This window comes from Bradyrhizobium sp. 149 (genome assembly GCF_023073915.1).
GTDB lineage: Bacteria > Pseudomonadota > Alphaproteobacteria > Rhizobiales > Xanthobacteraceae > Bradyrhizobium.
Genome location: NZ_JADPKK010000012.1, coordinates 152427 through 170862, shown reverse-complemented (window position 1 = coordinate 170862; position 18436 = coordinate 152427). Strand labels below are relative to the sequence as shown.

Annotated in this window: 19 protein-coding genes; 6 read left to right on the top strand and 13 right to left on the bottom strand. The window is 64.7% G+C overall.

All coding sequences use genetic code 11. The features are described from left to right. Positions 1 to 22 precede the first annotated feature (22 nt). Positions 23 to 763: a sulfate transporter family protein gene (locus IVA88_RS04860; RefSeq protein ID WP_247496145.1), complete on the top strand. Its 741-nt coding sequence runs from the start codon at positions 23 to 25 to the stop codon at positions 761 to 763. Between the two features lie 229 nt (positions 764 to 992). Further along, the gene (locus IVA88_RS04855) at positions 993 to 1784 is read left to right on the top strand and encodes a phytanoyl-CoA dioxygenase family protein (RefSeq protein ID WP_247496144.1); all 792 of its coding nucleotides are present in this window, start codon (positions 993 to 995) and stop codon (positions 1782 to 1784) included. A gap of 53 nt (positions 1785 to 1837) precedes the next feature. On the opposite strand, the gene IVA88_RS04850 is transcribed toward IVA88_RS04855, so the two are convergent. The 3 genes from IVA88_RS04850 to nth all read right to left on the bottom strand — a co-directional run bounded on the left by IVA88_RS04850 (position 1838) and on the right by nth (position 5431). Further along, positions 1838 to 3466 (bottom strand): MFS transporter, encoded by a 1629-nt coding sequence (locus IVA88_RS04850; protein WP_247496143.1) that lies wholly within the window; start codon positions 3464 to 3466, stop codon positions 1838 to 1840. Beyond that, positions 3453 to 4583, bottom strand: coding sequence for an HlyD family secretion protein (locus IVA88_RS04845; RefSeq protein WP_247496142.1), 1131 nt, complete (start codon positions 4581 to 4583; stop codon positions 3453 to 3455). The genes IVA88_RS04850 and IVA88_RS04845 overlap by 14 nt, the downstream gene beginning before the upstream one ends. A gap of 95 nt (positions 4584 to 4678) precedes the next feature. Next, a complete protein-coding gene (gene nth, locus IVA88_RS04840) occupies positions 4679 to 5431 on the bottom strand; it encodes an endonuclease III (RefSeq protein WP_247496141.1) in 753 nt (250 codons plus the stop codon). Positions 5432 to 5453: 22 nt separating this feature from the next. Between nth and IVA88_RS04835 the strand changes: the two genes are divergently transcribed. Both IVA88_RS04835 and IVA88_RS04830 read left to right on the top strand, forming a co-directional pair. Continuing rightward, positions 5454 to 5987 carry a DUF2244 domain-containing protein gene (locus tag IVA88_RS04835; protein ID WP_247496140.1) on the top strand — a complete coding sequence of 178 codons (534 nt, stop codon included), beginning with the start codon at positions 5454 to 5456 and terminating at the stop codon, positions 5985 to 5987. A gap of 56 nt (positions 5988 to 6043) precedes the next feature. Beyond that, positions 6044 to 6940 carry a bifunctional helix-turn-helix domain-containing protein/methylated-DNA--[protein]-cysteine S-methyltransferase gene (locus tag IVA88_RS04830; protein WP_247496139.1) on the top strand — a complete coding sequence of 299 codons (897 nt, stop codon included), beginning with the start codon at positions 6044 to 6046 and terminating at the stop codon, positions 6938 to 6940. A 67-nt stretch (positions 6941 to 7007) separates the two neighbouring features. Here IVA88_RS04830 and IVA88_RS04825 read toward each other — a convergent pair whose 3' ends face one another. The 8 genes from IVA88_RS04825 to dnaK all read right to left on the bottom strand — a co-directional run bounded on the left by IVA88_RS04825 (position 7008) and on the right by dnaK (position 14343). Next, the gene (locus tag IVA88_RS04825) at positions 7008 to 7631 is read right to left on the bottom strand and encodes a 2,3-bisphosphoglycerate-dependent phosphoglycerate mutase (RefSeq protein ID WP_247496138.1); all 624 of its coding nucleotides are present in this window, start codon (positions 7629 to 7631) and stop codon (positions 7008 to 7010) included. A gap of 80 nt (positions 7632 to 7711) precedes the next feature. Further along, positions 7712 to 8527, bottom strand: a complete 816-nt coding sequence (gene dapB, locus IVA88_RS04820; protein ID WP_247496137.1) for a 4-hydroxy-tetrahydrodipicolinate reductase — start codon at positions 8525 to 8527, stop codon at positions 7712 to 7714. Between the two features lie 82 nt (positions 8528 to 8609). Next, on the bottom strand, positions 8610 to 8921 hold the full coding sequence (locus IVA88_RS04815; protein ID WP_106947328.1) for a DUF1330 domain-containing protein: 312 nt from the start codon (positions 8919 to 8921) through the stop codon (positions 8610 to 8612). Between the two features lie 71 nt (positions 8922 to 8992). Next, complete coding sequence (gene pyrF, locus IVA88_RS04810; RefSeq protein ID WP_247496136.1) at positions 8993 to 9706, bottom strand: orotidine-5'-phosphate decarboxylase; 714 nt, start codon at positions 9704 to 9706, stop codon at positions 8993 to 8995. Between the two features lie 6 nt (positions 9707 to 9712). Next, the gene (locus tag IVA88_RS04805) at positions 9713 to 10291 is read right to left on the bottom strand and encodes an NAD(P)H-dependent oxidoreductase (protein WP_247496135.1); all 579 of its coding nucleotides are present in this window, start codon (positions 10289 to 10291) and stop codon (positions 9713 to 9715) included. 57 nt (positions 10292 to 10348) lie between these two features. Beyond that, entirely contained in the window at positions 10349 to 10948 is a 600-nt protein-coding gene (locus IVA88_RS04800; protein WP_007598495.1) for an rRNA adenine N-6-methyltransferase family protein, read from the bottom strand. 88 nt (positions 10949 to 11036) lie between these two features. Next, positions 11037 to 12170, bottom strand: a complete 1134-nt coding sequence (dnaJ, locus tag IVA88_RS04795) for a molecular chaperone DnaJ (protein WP_247496134.1) — start codon at positions 12168 to 12170, stop codon at positions 11037 to 11039. Between the two features lie 271 nt (positions 12171 to 12441). Beyond that, positions 12442 to 14343, bottom strand: coding sequence for a molecular chaperone DnaK (gene dnaK / locus IVA88_RS04790; RefSeq protein WP_247496133.1), 1902 nt, complete (start codon positions 14341 to 14343; stop codon positions 12442 to 12444). A gap of 395 nt (positions 14344 to 14738) precedes the next feature. Here dnaK and IVA88_RS04785 point away from each other — a divergent pair, with 395 nt between their 5' ends. Next, positions 14739 to 15680 (top strand): hypothetical protein, encoded by a 942-nt coding sequence (locus IVA88_RS04785; RefSeq protein WP_247496132.1) that lies wholly within the window; start codon positions 14739 to 14741, stop codon positions 15678 to 15680. 95 nt (positions 15681 to 15775) lie between these two features. After that, positions 15776 to 16498 carry a bifunctional nicotinamidase/pyrazinamidase gene (gene pncA / locus IVA88_RS04780; RefSeq protein ID WP_247496131.1) on the top strand — a complete coding sequence of 241 codons (723 nt, stop codon included), beginning with the start codon at positions 15776 to 15778 and terminating at the stop codon, positions 16496 to 16498. Positions 16499 to 16635: 137 nt separating this feature from the next. Here pncA and grpE read toward each other — a convergent pair whose 3' ends face one another. Further along, the gene (gene grpE / locus IVA88_RS04775; protein ID WP_247496130.1) at positions 16636 to 17250 is read right to left on the bottom strand and encodes a nucleotide exchange factor GrpE; all 615 of its coding nucleotides are present in this window, start codon (positions 17248 to 17250) and stop codon (positions 16636 to 16638) included. Positions 17251 to 17346: 96 nt separating this feature from the next. Further along, positions 17347 to 18435: a heat-inducible transcriptional repressor HrcA gene (hrcA, locus tag IVA88_RS04770; RefSeq protein WP_007598483.1), complete on the bottom strand. Its 1089-nt coding sequence runs from the start codon at positions 18433 to 18435 to the stop codon at positions 17347 to 17349. Position 18436 lies beyond the last annotated feature (1 nt).

Sequence of the window (18436 nt, the reverse complement as noted above, 5' to 3'; positions counted from 1 at the left end):
GGTTTTCCCGAGAGGTACTCCCATGCTGGATGCCGCCGTAAAGGCGCTGTCGCAAATGATCTCGCCGCCGATGCGCTCGATCCTGTGGCGGTCGATTGGCGTCGGACTGGTGCTGATCATCGTGCTCGCGATCGGCTTGCAGCGGCTGTTGAGCTGGTTTGCGACCTATGGCGAGCTCTGGCTCGAAGGCCTGCTCGGTCCGGGCTGGCATTCGTCGCTCGAAGTGCTCGCCTGGATCATCTCCATCGCCGCGGGTCTTGGCGTGGTGTTCGGCAGTGTCTTCCTGATGCCCGCGATCACCTCGCTGGTGGCGAGCCTGTTCGTCGACGACGTCGCCGAGATCGTCGAGCGCGAGCACTATCCGGCCGAGCGGCCGGGCGTCGCGCTGCCGTTCAGCCAAGCGATCTACGAGGGCATCAAGACCGCGCTGCTGACGATCCTGGTCTATCTGATCGCGCTGCCGCTGGTGCTTTTCGCCGGCGCCGGCTTCCTCGTCTTCTTCCTCGCCGCCGCCTGGCTGCTCGGCCGCGAATATTTCGAGCTCGCCGCGATGCGCTTCCGCTCGCCGGAGGACGCCAAGGCGATGCGGCGCGACAACGCCGCCACCATCTTCACCGCCGGCCTGTTCATCGCGGCCTTCGTCTCGATCCCGATCGTCAATCTGGCGACGCCGATCTTCGCCATGGCCTTCATGGTCCACATGCACAAGCGTCTGTCAGGCCCGCGGCCCGAGCTGATCGAGCCGGCGCGGCAGATGCGGTAGGGCACAGGTCGGACGAGCAAACCTCGCGGCGCGATCATACGGCCCGCCTTGGTCGGAATGCTCTGGTCCGCCGCATCTTGATTCGGCTCTCCGCCTCGGTATACGTTCGCGGCATGATTTTCACGTCCACATTCTTCCCGCTGATCTGAGCGACCGAGTCGTTTCGGCGCACCGCGCCAATCAGATCAAAACGGCTGCGCTGACGCGATGGCCGAATGGAGAATGTGCAATGCCCAAAACCGAGCGCATCGGCGTGACCTCCAGTCAGATCCGGGACTTCATCGACGACGGTTTCGTCAGGATCGAGAACGCCTTCAGCACGCACCTTGCGAAACAATGCCGGGACGAACTGTGGGCCGATATTGGTCTGTCGCCAGACGAGCCCGAGAACTGGATTCAGCCCGTTGTTCGGGTCGGAGCCAAGGCTTCGCCGCCATTCATCGGAGCCGCCAACACGCCGACCCTCCGCCAGGCCTACGATCAACTCGCGGGTGATGGCCGCTGGCTCATGCCCGGAGGCTTGGGGACTTTTCCGATCCGCTTTCCCTCACCGGAATCCCCAGGTGATGATGGCTGGCATGTGGACATGAGCTTTGGCTTGGACAATCCGGATTTGATGGAGTGGCGCGCCAATGTGAAGAGCAGCGGCCGCGCATTGCTGATGCTCTTCCTGTTCTCGGACGTCGGCCCTGATGACGCACCAACAAGGATACGGAAAGGTTCGCATGCCACCATTGCCCGGGAGTTACTGCCCTACGGCGACGCGGGCGCGACGCTGAAGCAGATCTCTGCCAATGGTTATGCTTCCACGGAAGATTGCGAGATCGAACTGGCAATCGGTGCAGCAGGTACCGTTTATCTGTGCCATCCATTCCTGGTCCACGCCGCGCAACCTCACCGAGGGAAGCGGCCGCGCTTCATGGCACAGCCACCGCTGCTGCCGAGAGGCGAGTTCGACCCGGCACTGCCCCCGTCGCCAGTTCAGATCGCCATCCGTCAGGCTTGCGGGCTTGCGCTATAATCGGAACAACACCCGACCGTCGCTCGGCGCGTGGGTCCGTTCGGATCCTGGACCTACGTCAGAGGCATCCCGCATTTGCGCAACAGCATCCTGGCGAAGCCGAATGGCGCCGGCGTGAACGGGCCCGGCGGAGCACGGGTGATCATTGCGACGACGCCGAGCGCGGCCATGGCCATCCAGAAGCACAGCCAGAAGCCGTCGATATAGGCGAGCACATTGGCCTCGCGCTGGACCAGGCCTGCGAGCGTGCCGATCGCGCGTGCTTGCGCCGAGCCCGCACCATGGGCCGCAAAATGGTCGGCGAGCTGCTTCAGCACGCGGACGACATCGGCATCACCGACGCCGAGATTCTGGCCGAGATAGAAGGAATGGACCTGCTCGCGGACGCGCAGCCACGTCCCCATCACCGCCACGCCGATCTCGGCACCGCCGAGCCGCATGATCTGGATATAGGCGGCAAACGAAGTCGCGCGGCTCGGATCGGAGTTGGACAGCAGCGTGATGATCAGCGGCAGCAAGGTCAGCGACTGCCCGATCGCCTGGAGCAGCACGATGCCGGCGAAATCCTCGCGCGCCCAATCATGGCTGAGCTGCGTGCCCCACAGACTGGCGGCGGCGAAGCAGCCAAATCCCACGACCACCACTGTCCGCGTATCGAAATGCCGCAGCAGCCAGATCGAGAGCGGCACCAGCACGAACATCGGCAACGCGCCATAGGTGAGCAGCAAGAGGCCACTCTGCTCCGGCCTGAGCAAGGTGATGGCGGCGAGGAAATTCGGCACCAGCGAGGCGTTGGACAGGCTGGTCAGCGTGTAGAGCAGGATCAAGACCAGCCCCAGGCCGATATTGCGCGAGAACAGCACGCTGATATGCGCCCATGGCTGTCGCACCAGGGCCTCGTTGACGAGGAAGCCCGCGAACAGCACCGCGCCGGCGGTGATCAACGCCATCACCGTCCCCGACCCCAGCCAGTCCAGCCGATTGCCCTGGTCGAGCCCGGCATAGATCATCGAAACGCCGGCGCCGAGCAGCAGCATGCCGCCCCAATCGGCATCGCGCAGCAGCGCGCGATTCACCGGCTCGTGCGGCGTACCCCAATAAACCATCAGGCCCATCAGGGGCGCGATCACGACGCTCTGCCAGTACAGCCATTGCCAGCCGAGATGGTCGACATAGAAGCCGACCAGCGAGCTCGACGTGTCCAGCGCGAAGCCGACACGGATCGAATAGATCGAGATCGCCGGGAGCCACCAGCGGATCGGCAGATTGCGGAACACGATCATCAGCGTCGCCGGCACGAAGGTGCCGAGCAGGAGGCCATGCACGACGCTGAGCGCGAGTAATGTCGGATAATCGTGCACGAACGGGATGATCAGCGAGACCGCGGCATAGACGAGGCTGGGGATGCCGAGCACGCGGCGCAGGCCGAATACGGTGGCGAGCCAGGCCACTGCCGGTGCGATGAAGATCTGCGAGCCGATGCCTGCGGTGGAGAGCCAGGCGCCCTCGTCGAACGAGAGCGAGAACGCGCCGCGCAAATCGGGCAGGCCAACCGTGGTCAGGCGGCTGTCGAAATTGGCGAGGAACGAGCCGAGCAGCACCGCCGCCACCGCAAACAGCGGCTGCGAGGCGACGCCGCCGCGCGAGAGCGGGCCGCGACTGGAATCGTCATTTTCCGCCATTCGCGGCCTTGGTGTCGATGCTGGTGACGACCGACATGCCCGGCACCAGCCGCACCAGCAGCGGCTGGTTGTCTTCGAACAGGATGCGCACGGGAAGGCGCTGCACGACTTTGGTGAAGTTGCCGGTGGCGTTGTCCGGCGGCAGCAGCGCGACCTGCGCGCCGGTCGCGGGCGCAATACGCTCGACCCGGCCGCGCAGCTTCTCACGCGGGAAACTGTCGACGGTGATCTCGACCGGCTGCCCCGGTGCGACGTGAGTAAGCTGGGTCTCCTTGTAGTTCGCGATCACATAGACCTTCGGCAACGGTACGACGTTGATGAGGTTGGTGCCGATGTTGACGTAGTCGCCGGGCTGCACCTGGCGCTCGCCGACGACGCCGTCGAACGGCGCCGTGATCTTCGTGTAACCAAGCTTCAGCTTGGTGCCCGCAAGCGTCGCCTTGGCGGCCTCGACATCCGCGGCGCGCTGCTTCTTGGTGCCTTGCAGGACTTCGAGCTGGTGCTGCTGGGCCGCGATCACGGCGCGGCTCGCGCGCACGTCGGCCTGCGCCTTGGCATAGCCTGCGACCGCCTGCTCGAACCGCTGCCGCGTGCCGGACTCGGTCTGCGTCAGCGATTGCTGACGCTCCTGCTCCTGCCGCGCCTCGACCTCCACGGCTTCGGCGGAGAGCCGCGCGGCTTGCGCCTGCGCGATCGTCGCATATTGCAGCTCGATCTGATTGGCCAGATTGTCGAGCACCGCTTGCGCGGCGGCGACCGCGGCTTCGGACTGCGCGACCTGCGCCTCATAGTCGGCAGGATCGATCTGGATCAGGAGATCGCCGGCCTTGACGCGCTGGAAATCGGTGACCCCGACCGTCAGCACTTCGCCGGAGACGCGACTGGCAAGCCGCGTCAGCTCGGCGCGCACATAAGCGTCGTTGGTGGTCTGGACCACGGCGTTGCCAACCCATTCGTCGAAGCGCTGCGTTGCCAACGCGACGAAGCCGAGCGCGACGATCACCGCGAACAGCGGTATTGCGAGCCGGCTCCACAGCGAGCTGGCCGGTGGCTGCGACGGCTTTGGGCGTGGTGCCCCGGCCGGCGGTGGCGACGAGATTTGTTCCTGCTGATTCACGAGATTACCCAACCTGCTTCGCTTTCACCGCCGCCTTTCCGTGACGGTCCGACGCACCGGATCTGGAATGACTTGGTCAATGGCTTGGTCGCTGCTCAAACGGTCTTCTCCGGCCACCGGCAGAGATCGTTGATCAGGCAGACCTCGCAGCGCGGCTTGCGCGCGAGGCAAGTATAGCGGCCATGCAGGATCAGCCAATGATGTGCATGCAGCATGAACTCGGCCGGAATCACCTTTTCGAGACCAAGCTCGACCTCCAGCGGCGTCTTGCCGGGCGCAAGTCCGGTCCGATTGCCGACGCGGAAGACATGCGTATCGACCGCCATGGTGTGCTCGCCGAACGCCATGTTGAGCACGACATTGGCGGTCTTGCGCCCGGCGCCGGGCAGCGACTCGATTCCGGCGCGCGTGCGCGGCACCTCGCCGCCGAACTCGTTGAGCACCTTCGCCGACAGCGCAATGACGTTCCTGGCCTTGGTGCGGTAGAGGCCGATGGTCTTGATGTACTCGCGCAGGCGTTCCTCGCCGAGGTCGAGCATCTTTTGCGGTGTGTCAGCGATCTCAAACAGCGCGCGCGTCGCCTTGTTGACGCCGGCGTCAGTCGCCTGCGCCGACAGCACCACGGCAACCAGCAGCGTGAACGGATTGACGTGCTCGAGCTCGCCTTTCGGCTCCGGATTGGCCTTACGGAAACGGCTGAAGGCCTCGCGGACTTCGGGCGGCGTCCAAGGCTTCATGGCCTTAAGCGATTTCTTCGACGGCGGCTTCGATTTTGCCGCGGCCGGCTTTGCCTTTTTCTTCAGCACGGGCGCTTTGCGCAGGGCCGTCTTGCGGGTGATTTTCGCCATGATCGGGATATACTGAGGGACGATGAGCACAGGCAACGAAATTGAGCGCGAACGATCTGCAAGCGACGCTGAGCCTCAGATCTTTTCCGCGCGGCTGACGCCGCACCGCTCGCTAAACCGCACCGGCTTCCTCGCCGTGATGCTGTTCCTGAGCGCCGTCAGCTTCGTCACCGGCCTTGTCTTCCTGATGATGGGCGCGTGGCCGGTGTTCGGCTTCTTCGGCCTCGATGTGCTAGTGATCTGGTGGGCCTTCAAGGCCAATTTCCGCAGCGCGCGGGCCAGCGAGGAGATCGTGGTTACGCCATCTGAATTACGCGTGCGGCGCGTCAGCCCGCGCGGCCAGATCGTCGAGTGGACCTTCAATCCGCTCTGGGTCCGGCTCGACATGGAAATCGACGAGGATTTTGGCATCGAACATCTCTATCTGATCTCGCGGGGCCATCAGATCCAGATCGCCCGGTTTCTGGGACCGGACGAAAAGGCAAGCTTTTACAAAGGTTTGGTTGAGGCGCTAAATGCCGCCAGGCGCGGTCCGACCTACAATCCGGTCAACTGATTTGCGGATCGGAAATCGGGTGGTTTCGCGTCCCGCCCTCTCTTACATTTGTGGTCATGATGACACTCGCGATACATGACCAGCGCCTGGCCGGGCCGGGCTCCCAGAACGCCGCGATGCGCGACTACGATTCCGTGCGCCGGGCGATCGCCTTCATTTCCGAGAAGTGGCGGGCACAGCCGACCATCGAGGCGATGGCGGATGCGGCCGGCGTCACCCCGGACGAGCTGCACCATTTGTTCCGCCGCTGGGCCTCGATCACACCGAAGGCGTTCATGCAGGCGCTCACGCTCGATCATGCCAAGGGCCTGCTCAGGGATTCCGCAAGCATCCTCGATGCGGCGCTCGACTCGGGCCTTTCGGGTCCGGGCCGGCTGCACGATCTCTTTGTCACGCATGAAGCGATGTCGCCGGGCGAATGGAAGAACGGCGGCGCAGGTCTGATCTTGCGCTACGGCTTCCATTCCTCGCCGTTCGGCACGGCCATCGTGATCGCAACCGATCGCGGCCTCTCCGGCCTCGCCTTCGCCGATCACGGCGAGGAGAAGGTCGCGCTCGCCGACATGACCCGGCGCTGGCCGAACGCAACCTATGTCGAGGATCACGAAGGCACCGCACCGCTGGCGCAGCGCATCTTCGACACAAAATTGTGGCGGCCGGATCAGCCGCTGCGCGTGGTGATGATCGGCACCGATTTCGAGGTCCGGGTGTGGGAGACGCTGCTGAAGATCCCGATGGGCCGCGCGGTGTCCTATTCGGACATCGCCTGCAACATCAACAGCCCGAAAGCTTCACGCGCCGTCGGCGCTGCCGTCGGCAAGAACCCGGTGTCCTTCGTCGTGCCCTGCCACCGCGCGCTCGGCAAGAGCGGCACGCTCACCGGCTATCACTGGGGCATCACCCGCAAGCAGGCGATGCTGGGCTGGGAAGCCGGACAGCTGGGGGTGCAGTGACAACGCTGCCGTAGGGACGGGCACGCTACGCTTTGCCCACCCTGCGGCTTAGGATCTGCGGCGAAGCCTACCCCGCCAGATCCAGCTTCGACGCCACCGTCGAATCCGCATTGAGGCGGTAGATGATCGGCACGCCGGTGGCGAGCTCGCGCTTCAAAATGCCCTCGGGCGAAAGCTTTTCCAGCACCATGATGAGCGCGCGCAGCGAGTTGCCGTGAGCGGCAATCAAAGTGCGCTTGCCGTTGAGCACGCCCGGCAGGATCTCCTGAACGTAATACGGCAGTGCGCGCGCGAGGGTGTCCTTCAGGCTTTCGCCGCCGGGCGGCGGCACGTCGTAGGAGCGGCGCCAGATCAGCACCTGGTCCTCGCCCCATTTCTTGCGGGCATCGTCCTTGTTGAGGCCGGAGAGATCGCCATAGTCGCGCTCGTTCAGCGCGAGGTCCTTCGCCGTCGGCAGGCCCTTCTGGTCGAGCTCGCCGAGAATGAGATCGAGCGTGTGCTGTGCGCGCGTCAACACCGAGGTGTAGGCGACGTCGAACACGAGGCCCTGCGCCTTCAACTTGCGGCCGGCTTCGGTTGCCTCCTTGACGCCAAGCTCGGTGAGGTCAGGGTCCTTCCAGCCGGTGAACAGGTTCTTCAGATTCCATTCGCTCTGGCCGTGCCGCACCAGCACGAGAAGACGTTCGCTCATTGACTGCTTTCCGTTTCGTTCGCTGTTCAAGCATGATCTTGTCGGAAAACCGCTTCACACTTTTCCGGATCATGCTTCGTTCAGATGTCAGACAGGCCGAGCACGTCGGCCATGGAGTAGTGCCCCGGCTTCTTGCCATGCGCCCAGAGCGCGGCCTTCAGCGCGCCGTGGGCGAACAGCATGCGGTCCTCCGCGTGATGCGACAGCGTCAGGCGCTCGAACGGGCCGAGGAAGCTCACGCTGTGATCGCCGGCCGCGGTGCCGCCGCGCAATGACGCAAAGCCGATATCGCCGGGCTTGCGCGCGCCGGTGATGCCGTCGCGGCCGCGGTCCGCATGCTCGTCGAGCGCGATGCCGCGGCCGGCTGCGGCGGCCTGGCCCAGCATGAGCGCCGTGCCGGACGGCGCGTCGATCTTCATGCGATGATGGGTCTCGACGATCTCGATGTCGAAGCTCGCATCGAGTGCCTTGGCGACGCGCTTGACCACGGCGGCGAGCAGATTGACGCCCAGGCTCATATTGCCGGACTGCACCACCACCGCACGGTTGGTGACGCTTTTGATCACGGCGTTGTCGGAGCCCGACAGCCCGGTCGTGCCGACGACGTGCACGAGGCCACGCTCGGCGGCGATCGCGACATTGGCGAGGGTCGCCGCGGGCACGGTGAAATCCAGAATGCCGTCGGCGTCCTTCGACAGCGCCCAGAGATCGCCGGAGAGCTTGACGCCGTTTGCGGGCAGGCCTGCGAGTACGCCGGCATCCTTGCCGAGCAGCTCCGAGCCCGGCGCCTCCAGCGCACCCGCCAGCACCGCGCCTTTGCTCTCGGCAATCGCCCGCGTCAGCGCCCGGCCCATCCGGCCGCCGGCTCCAGCAACAATCAAGCGCATGTCCGACATGGTGTGATCCTCTCACGGCCGTTGTAGCGGGGGGACGCAGTTCCGGCAACCGAGGGGAATCCGGGCAAGGGTCGCGCTGACCTCAGCCGTCGGACGGCTGCGGGCCGTCATAGCCCTCGATGATGATCAGGTCGGCGATGGAGTGCGGCTGGCGCACCTTGATGTTGGCCTGGTATTCCGGCGAGTTGTAGCAGGCGATCGCGGTCTCGTAGTCCGGGAATTCGATCACGACATTGCGGGTGCGGCTGGCGCCTTCGACGGTGGTGAACTTGCCGGCGCGGACCACGAAGCGGCCACCCCATTTCTTGAAGATCGGACCGTTGGCGACGGCATAGGGCTTGTAGCCCTCGTCATTGCTCACATCGACGCGCCCGATCCAGTAGCCCTTCGCCATTATTCTTCTCCCTTGCTGTGGTTTCTATTTGAGCATGATCTGATCGGAAAACCGCTGCACACTTTTCCGGATCATGCTCCGAGCGCCTGCGCGATCTCAGCCTGGATGGCGTCCGCAATCGCCTTGGGGTCGGTGGCTTCCACCACCGGCCGCCCGATGACGAGATAATCGGCGCCGGCAGTGATCGCACGGCCCGGCGTCATGATGCGTTTCTGGTCGCCGCTCGCCGCGCCCGCCGGCCGGATGCCGGGTGTAACGAGGCTCATCTGGTGACCGACGAGCTTGCGCAAGGCTCCGACTTCCTCGGGTGACGAGACCAGCCCGTCGATGCCGAGCACCTGCGCCTGCTGCGCACGCGCTTCGACGAGCTCGGAGACACCGAGCCGGAAACCGGCCGCGTGCAGATCGTCCTCGTTGTAGGAGGTCAGAACAGTGACGGCGAGGATCTTCAGGTTCGAGCTGCCGCGACCTTCGACAGCGCCCTTCATGGTCTGCGGATAGGCGTGCACCGTGAGGAAAGTCGCACCGAGCCTGGTGATGCTCTCGACGCCTTGCGCCACGGTGTTGCCGATGTCGTGCAGCTTGAGATCGAGAAAGACCTTCTTGCCCCTGTCGGCGAGCTTGCCGACCAGCGGCAAGCCGCCGGCATAAGCGAGTCGATAGCCGATCTTGTAGAAGGAGACGCTCTCGCCGATCCTGTCGACCATCGCTTCCGCGGCATCAACGCTGGGCAGATCGAGCGCGACGATCAGGCGGTCTTTCGGGGCGATCTCAGCTGGCGTCATGTCACCTCACATCATGCGTTGGGAAAAATCGATCAACTGCCGCACCAGCTCCTTCATCGCGGCGACATCGCCCTCGTGCTTCAGCCTGTCCATATCGTCATAGGCCTGATCGGCAAAGGCGAGCGTGAGCTGGCTGGCAATCACATTGGCGTGGCAGGAGGTCAGGATCAGCCGTAACGCCTGCAGCGCGCGAGCCGCACCGAGCCGGCTCTGCGAGGCGCCGGCGAGTGCGAAGACGCGGCTGCGGAACACCTCGCCGCGCGGCTCGTGCAGCTCATGCACGCGGCTGACCCAGTCGATCGCGTTCTTCAGCAGCGGCGGCACCGAGGCATTGTATTCGGGCGAGACGATCAGCACGCCGTGATGCGCGCCGATCATGCGCTTGAGATTGATCGCGTGCTTGGGCACGCCGGACTTGGCCTGCAGGTCGCCGTCATAGATCGGCAGCGGAAAATCGGCGAGCGAGATGCGGGTGACGTCGACGCCGGCCTGGTCGAATTCATGGGCGGCGAGCGCCGCCAGCTTCGCATTGTGCGAGCCGGTGCGCAGCGAGCCGGGAATGACCAGGATTTTGGGTGCGGACATCCGCTTCCATGCGTTCGGCGAAACGAGCCCGCCACGCAAACAGGAATGCCGGCGGAATTAGTCCTTGCGATACACCCAGACGCGGGCCGGCGGAAGGTTCATCCAGATCCGTTCCGAGGCTTCTGTGGACACGCCGGGCAGCGATTTCGGAATCGGCGGCACCACCGCATAGGTGAACTGCACGAAGGGCGCGCCAGGCGCGAGCGCCGTGAAGGCGTCGCGGATGAGCCGCAGCCGGGTCAGCATCGGTTTTGTGACCAGCGGCAGGCCCGAGACGACCGCAGAGGCCGGCGCGCTCAAGACATTCCAGAGCGTGTCGCGCAGGCGATAGGCATCGCCCTGCACCACCTTGGCCTGCGGGTAGCGGTCGCGCAGCAGGGCGCAGAAGCCCGGATTGTATTCAACGAGGACAAGGCGCTTCTGGTCGACGCCGCGCTCGACCAGGGCCGAGGTGATGGCGCCGGTGCCGGGCCCGAGCTCGACCACCGGTGCGTCCGAATTGACGTCGACGTAATGGGCCATGGTCCGGGCCAGCAGCTTGCCCGACGGCATCACCGCGCCCATGTGGAGGGGCTTTTCGATCCATGACCGGAGAAAACGCACCTCGTCATCGAGACGGGGCTTCTTCAACGCACGCGCGGACGATGGCAATGGCATGTCGGGACCGGCCGGGACCGCGTGACCGCGGCGTGTCAGAAAATGGTCATAAACAGGTATAGACCGAATTCGGTACGGTCAAGACGAGTCAGTTCGCCCGATTACTGAAGAGATCCTTGACCTTGGTGAAAAAGCCGATGGATTCCGGCTGGGTATTGCCGGAGGACAGCTTTTCGAATTCGGCCAGCAATTCCTGCTGCTTCTTGGTGAGGTTCTGCGGGGTCTCGACCGCGACCTGGACGTACATGTCGCCCATCTGGCGCGAGCGCAGCACCGGCATGCCTTTTGATGCGATGCGGAATCGGTGGCCGGACTGGGTGCCGGCGGGCACCTTCACCTTGGTTTTGCCGCTGTCGATGGTCGGGACCTCGAATTCACCGCCAAGCGCCGCCGTCACCATCGAGATCGGCACGCGGCAATGCAGATCGGCACCGTCGCGCTGGAAGAGCTGGTGTTGGGCCAGCGACAGGAAGATGTAGAGGTCGCCGGGCGGGCCGCCGCGGACCCCGGCCTCGCCCTCGCCGGCGAGCCTGATCCTGGTGCCGTCCTCGACGCCCGGGGGAATGTTGACCGACAGCGTCCGCTCGCGGGTGACGCGTCCCTGACCCGAGCAGGACGGGCAGGCGTCCTCGATCATCTGGCCGCGCCCCTGGCAGCCCGGACAGGTGCGCTCCAGCGTGAAGAAGCCCTGCGACTGCCTTACGCGTCCGGCGCCGCCGCACGTCGAGCAGGTCTTCGGCTTGGTGCCGGCCTTGGCCCCGATGCCCGAACAGGCCTCGCAAGTGACCGAGACCGGAATCTCGATCTGCGCGGTCTTGCCGCCAAAAGCTTCCTCGAGCGTGATTTCCATGTTGTAGCGCAGGTCGGCGCCGCGCTCGCGGCCGCCGCGGCCGCCGCGTTGTCCGGCCATGCCGAACAGATCTTCGAAAATGTCGGAGAAAGAGGACGCGAAGCCCGCGCCGAAACCCGCGCCGCCGCCGCCACCCTGCTCGAAGGCGGCATGGCCGTAACGGTCATAGGCGGCGCGCTTGTCCTTGTCTTTCAGGACTTCGTAGGCCTCGTTGATTTCCTTGAATTTGACTTCGCTGGTGTTGTCCCCGGGATTGCGATCGGGGTGAAACTTCATCGCCAGCTTGCGGAACGACGATTTCAACGCAGAATCGTCGGCATCGCGTTCGACCTCGAGCGTCTCGTAGTAGCAGCGCTTGGTGGACGTGGACATGATGAACTCGGTCTATCCGATCGCGTTTCAAGTCGGAGCGAAGCAACGTCGCCATGCGACGATATAAGCACCCTTCCGCTTCGCGGCAGAGGATTGCATGGCAGCGTTCAGAATAACGGCTGGGGATTGATCGTTCGTAACGGGGCCGACTCTGACAGAGTCTTGGCCAGAGTCTTGGCCCGTCGAGCCCGACACGATGGCCTCCCCCGCGAGGGAGGAGGCCGTTGGCGCGTGTGGGGTCCAAGCCGTCCGCATCATCACCCTCGCGGGTTCAGGCGGACTTCTTGTTGTTCTTGTCGTCGTCGACTTCGGTGAATTCCGCGTCGACGACGTCGTCCTTGGCCGCATCCTTCTTGGCGTCGGCCTCGGCCTGCTGCTTGTACATGGCCTCGCCGAGCTTCATCGACGCCTGGGCCAGCGTTTGGGTCTTGGCCTTGATCGCCTCGGCATCGTCGCCCTTCAGCGCTTCCTTGAGGTCGCTGACGGCATCCTCGATGACGCGGCGCTCGTTCTCGGCGACCTTCGAACCGTGCTCGGCCAGCGCCTTCTCGGTCGAATGCACCAGACCGTCCGCCTCGTTCTTGGCAGTCACGGCCTCGCGGCGCTTCTTGTCCGCCTCGGCATTGGCCTCGGCGTCCTTGACCATCTTCTCGATGTCGGCTTCCGACAGACCGCCGGAGGCCTGGATGCGGATCTGCTGCTCCTTCGCCGTGGCCTTGTCCTTGGCCGAGACGTTGACGATGCCGTTGGCGTCGATGTCGAACGTCACCTCGATCTGCGGCATGCCGCGCGGGGCCGGCGGAATGCCCATCAGGTCGAACTGACCGAGCATCTTGTTGTCGGCCGCCATTTCACGCTCGCCCTGGAAGACGCGGATGGTGACCGCGTTCTGGCTGTCCTCGGCGGTCGAGAACACCTGGCTCTTTTTGGTCGGGATCGTGGTGTTGCGGTCGATGATACGGGTGAACACGCCGCCCAGAGTCTCGATGCCCAGCGACAGCGGGGTCACGTCGAGCAGCAGCACGTCCTTGACGTCGCCCTGAAGCACGCCGGCCTGGATCGCGGCGCCGATCGCCACGACTTCATCCGGGTTGACGCCCTTGTGCGGCTCCTTGCCGAACAGCTGCTTCACGACTTCCTGGACCTTCGGCATGCGCGACATGCCGCCCACCAGCACCACTTCGCCGATCTCGGCGGCGGTGAGGCCGGCATCCTTGAGCGCCTTGCGGCAGGGCTCGACGGTCTTCTGGACGAGGTCATCGACCAGCGCCTCGAACTTGGCGCGGGTGAGCTTCATCGTCAGATGCTTCGGGCCGGTCTGGTCCGCGGTGATGAAGGGCAGGTTGATCTCGGTCTGCGTCGTCGACGACAGCTCGATCTTGGCCTTTTCAGCGGCTTCCTTCAGGCGCTGCAACGCGAGCTTGTCGTTGCGCAGGTTGATGCCCTGCTCCTTCTGGAATTCGTCGGCCAGATAGCCGACCAGGCGCATGTCGAAGTCTTCGCCGCCGAGGAAGGTGTCGCCGTTGGTCGACTTCACCTCGAACACGCCGTCGCCGATTTCGAGAATGGAGATGTCGAAGGTGCCGCCGCCGAGATCGTACACGGCGATCGTGCCGGCCTTGGTCTTGTCGAGGCCATAGGCGAGCGCGGCCGCGGTCGGCTCATTGATGATGCGCAGCACTTCAAGGCCCGCGATCTTGCCGGCGTCCTTGGTCGCCTGGCGCTGGGCGTCGTTGAAGTAGGCGGGAACGGTGATGACGGCCTGCTCGACCTTCTGACCGAGATGAGCTTCCGCGGTCTCCTTCATCTTCTGCAAGATGAACGCCGAGACCTGCGAGGGCGAGTAGGTCTGGCCGTCGGCCTCGACCCAGGCATCGCCGTTGGAAGCCTTCACGATCTTGTACGGAACGAGCTTCTTGTCCTTCTCGACCATCGGGTCGTCGTAGCGGCGGCCGATCAGGCGCTTCACTGCGAAGAAGGTGCGCTCGGGATTGGTGACGGCCTGGCGCTTGGCCGGCTGGCCGACGAGGCGCTCACCGTCGTCCGTCACGGCGACGATCGAAGGCGTCGTGCGCATGCCTTCGGAATTCTCGATCACTTTGGCGTTCTTGCCATCCATTACGGCGACGCACGAATTCGTGGTGCCGAGGTCGATTCCGATGACCTTTCCCATGGTCCTGTATCCTTGTTTTTGCGGCAGGCTGGTTGGGCCCAGAAGGCACCCGAACCGAAACCCCCTAAGATCAAACATTCGCGATATTGCGATGGCTGGGGGTCATATAGGAGGGGGGGAGGGGCCCGCAAGGACCGAACGCAAGTTTCGGCCGTGAAAACATCGGGTTTTGGAAGAACATATCGGGGCTGAACCGCCCTTGCGGGTGAGGAATTATTAACAGGTCCGGCGATCGGCCCGCATCCGCCACCGCCTTCGGCCCCGCCCTGTTGCGGCAAGACCAAACCCGCTAAAAGGCGGCGGCCGACCGGCCTCGTCATCGGGGCGCGCCGCGCGACAAAGCGGACCGGTCGCCGACCATCGAACGGCCTCAATGTGAACCAATCAGAGTGCCCATGAAGCTGATCCGCCCCCTCGCTGCGCTCGCCCTCCTCGTCGCCTCCGCACTTCCGGCTCTGGCTGCCGACGCCGTTTTCCCGCCCGGCTTGCGCCTCGGCATGGTGCCATTGGTCGGCCTCAGCACGGCCAAGACCTTTCCCGGCTTCGAGACCGAGGACGGCAGCGTCAAGGTGCTGATCACCGAGCTGCCGCCGGCCGCCTATGGCGAGGTCGTGAGCGCCTTCAATTCCAATCCCGCCGGCACCAACGGCGTCAAGCAGGACAAGATCGAGACCCCGGCAGGACTTGCCTATTTTACCACCGAGAGCGGCAAGGCCGGCGAGACCCCCGTGAGGCGCTATTCGATGATCGTGCCGGGCGCCGGCTTCTCCGGCTATGTCGCGGTGCAGATTCCGGAGAACGCGATCAAGATCTACACCGACGAGGCGGTGCGGCAGATGTTTGCGAGCGTCGTCACCCGCAAGCAGGTCTCGGCCGACGAGCAGATCGCGCTGATGCCGTTCAAGATCACCGATCTGGCCGAGTTCAAGGACGTCCGCACGCTGGCGCCGGGCTCGAGCATCATCCTGGCCGACGGCGACGAGAGCACCGGCTATGAGTCGAAGCCGTTCATGATCCTCGGCGTGATCGGCGCCACTCCGCAGCAGGCCGACGATCGCGCCCGCTTCGCCCAGGAGGCGGCGCTCCAGATTCCCGGCGTGCGCGAGTCGCGCGTCACCATGTCCGAGCCGATCCGCATCAGCGGCCAGCAGGGCTTCGAGACCCGGATCGACGGCATCAGCGGCAAGGACAAGACGCCGGTGACCGTGGTGCAGTGGATCCGCTTCAGCAGCGGCGGCGCCTCGCTGCGCATCATCGCCAGCGCCCCGCGCGAGCAGTGGCCGACCGCCTTCACCCGTTTCCGCGCGGTCCGCGACGGTATCCAGCCGAAGGGCTAGCCCAGCCATTCGCCAGAACCGGCTGCATTTTCGGGCTTCTGTTCGTACACAAGCGGAACTACGCTCTCCCCGTTCAATCTGGAGGGAGGCGGACCATGCTGGATCGGCGACACATCTTGACGGCGCTTGGAACGACGGCGCTCGCGACCCTCGCTCCAAATGCGCTCTTTGCGGCTGCATCGATCAAGCCGGACGATGCGTCCGCGCTGCTCGTGATCGACGTGCAGAACTGCTTCCTGCCCGGCGGCAGCCTCGCGGTGAAGGAAGGCGAGCAGGTGGTGCCCGTCATCAACAAGATGGCCAAAGCGTTTTCGAACGTGGTGATAACGCAGGACTGGCACACGCAAGGCCATGTTTCGTTTGCGTCAACACACTCCGGCAAGAAGCCGTTCGAGACCGTCGATCTTCCCTACGGCAAGCAGGTGCTGTGGCCCGACCATTGCGTGCAGGGCACCGACGGCGCCGCACTGTCGAAAGACCTTGCGATCCCGCACGCCGAACTCATCATCCGCAAGGGTTTTCACAAGGACGTCGACAGCTATTCGGCCTTCCTCGAAGCCGACGGCAAGACCTCGACCGGCCTTGCCGGTTATCTGAAGGCGCGCAAGATCAAGCGCGTCTTCGTCGCGGGGCTGGCGACGGATTTCTGCATCGCCTGGACCGCGCTCGACGCGCGCAAGGCGGGCTTCGAGGTCTACGTCGTGGAAGACGCCTGCCGCGGCATCGACAATCAGGGCTCGCTGGCAAAAGCCTGGGCCGATATGGCCAAGGCCGGCGTGAAGCGGATTCAGTCTGCGGATATCGCGGCGAGCGCGTAAGAGGCGTAATTGAGCTGCCAGACCCTCATTCCTGAGGAGCGCGCCCTTCGCGCGCGTCTCGAAGCATAAAGGCCCAGCTGCGACGGGCGGATCTGCAATGGTCCGAGACGGCGCTTCGCGCCTCTGCACCATGAGGATCAGTTGGCCGCACCGTTCGGCTCGTTGCTGTTGGCGGGCGCGGCCTTCGCGCCACCCTTGGCGACCCCGACCAAAGCGGGACGCAGCACACGCTCGCCGATGGTGTAGCCGGCTTGCATGACCTGCACGACGGTGCCCGCGGGCACCGACGCATCAGGCACCTCAAACATCGCCTGCTGGAAGTTCGGGTCGAACTTCTGGCCCGAGGGGTCGAACTTCTTCACGCCGTGTTTTTCCAGCGCGCTGAGCAGCGAGCGCTCGGTCAGCTCGACGCCCTCGATCAGCGAGGCCAGGCCGGCATCGGCCGCCGCGCGGGCTTCGGCCGGAACGGCATCGAGCGCGCGCTGGAGGTTGTCGGCGATGTCGAGCACGTCGCGGGCAAAGCCGGTAATGCCGTAGAGACGCGCATCCGCAACCTCCTTGGTGGTCCGCTTGCGCAGGTTCTCCATCTCGGCCAGCGTCCGCAGCATGCGATCGCGCGCCTCGGCGGCTTCCTTCTGCAACACCTCGACCGAGCCGGGCTCGGGATCGTCCGGCATGATGTAGGGTTTTGACACCACGGGCTCGGGCGTCGCAGCAGTCGTGTCTTCGGGTTGCCGGTCTTGATCGGTCATCGGCTCTCTTTTCGCATTCGTCTCAGGGGTTTTCTGGCCCGCATATCGTGCTTCGGGCGCCGAAAATCAAGCGCCCGTGATCGGCCCAGATGCCGGTCAGCCTCCGAGAAGGCGGCTGACGATGCGGGCGGCGTAGTCCACGGTCGGGATCACCCGGGCATAATTCAGCCGCGTGGGCCCGATTACGCCCAAAACGCCGACGATATGGCCGGCGGCGTCCCGATAGGGCGATATGATGGTGGACGAGCCCGACAGCGAGAACAGCTTGTTCTCGCTGCCGATGAAGATCCGCACGCCTTCCGCGGTCTCGGCCCGGCCGAGCAGGTCGATCACGCCGCGCTTGGTCTCGAGATCGTCGAACAGCAGGCGAACGCGCTCGAGATCCTCCAGCGCGTGCAAATCTTCGAGCAGATTGGCGTGGCCGCGGACGATGAGCTGGCGGTCTTCATTCTCGCCGCCGGACCAGCTGGCGATGCCGGCCGAGATCACCTTGTGCGTCAGCTGATCGAGCTCGGTGCGCGCCTCTCCGAGCGCGGTCTCGAGCTCCAGCCGCGCCTCGGCCAGGGTCCGGCCCCGGATACGCGCATTGAGGAAATTGCCGGCTTCGGTCAACGCTGAGGATGGAACCCCCGGCGGCAACGTCAACACGCGGTTTTCCACCTGCCCGTCCTCACCGACCAGGATCACCAATGCCTTTTCCGGTTCCAACCGGACGAATTCGATATGTTTCAGCCGCGCATTCGATTTCGGCGTCAAAACGACGGCGGCCGCGCGGGTCAGGCCGGAGAGCCGCGTCAATGCCTCCTCGAGCGCAGCCTCGACCGATTGCGCGTGGCCGACGGAGGTCAACTGGCTCTGGATCGCCTGCCGTTCACTGTCATTGAGGTCGCCGACCTGCATCAGAGCATCGACGAAGAAGCGCAGGCCGAGTTCCGTCGGCAGGCGGCCTGCGGAGGTATGCGGGGCGTAGATCAGGCCGAGCTGTTCCAGGTCGGCCATGACGTTGCGGACCGAAGCGGGCGACAGCGGCATGGCGATTAGGCGCGAAATATTGCGCGAGCCCACCGGCTCTCCGGTCGCAAGATAGCTTTCGACGATTTGACGAAAGATGTCGCGGGAACGCTCGTTGAGCTGGGCGAGGCCCGCGCGCGGCGCGATCAGATGGATCGGATCGTGATGGGCCACA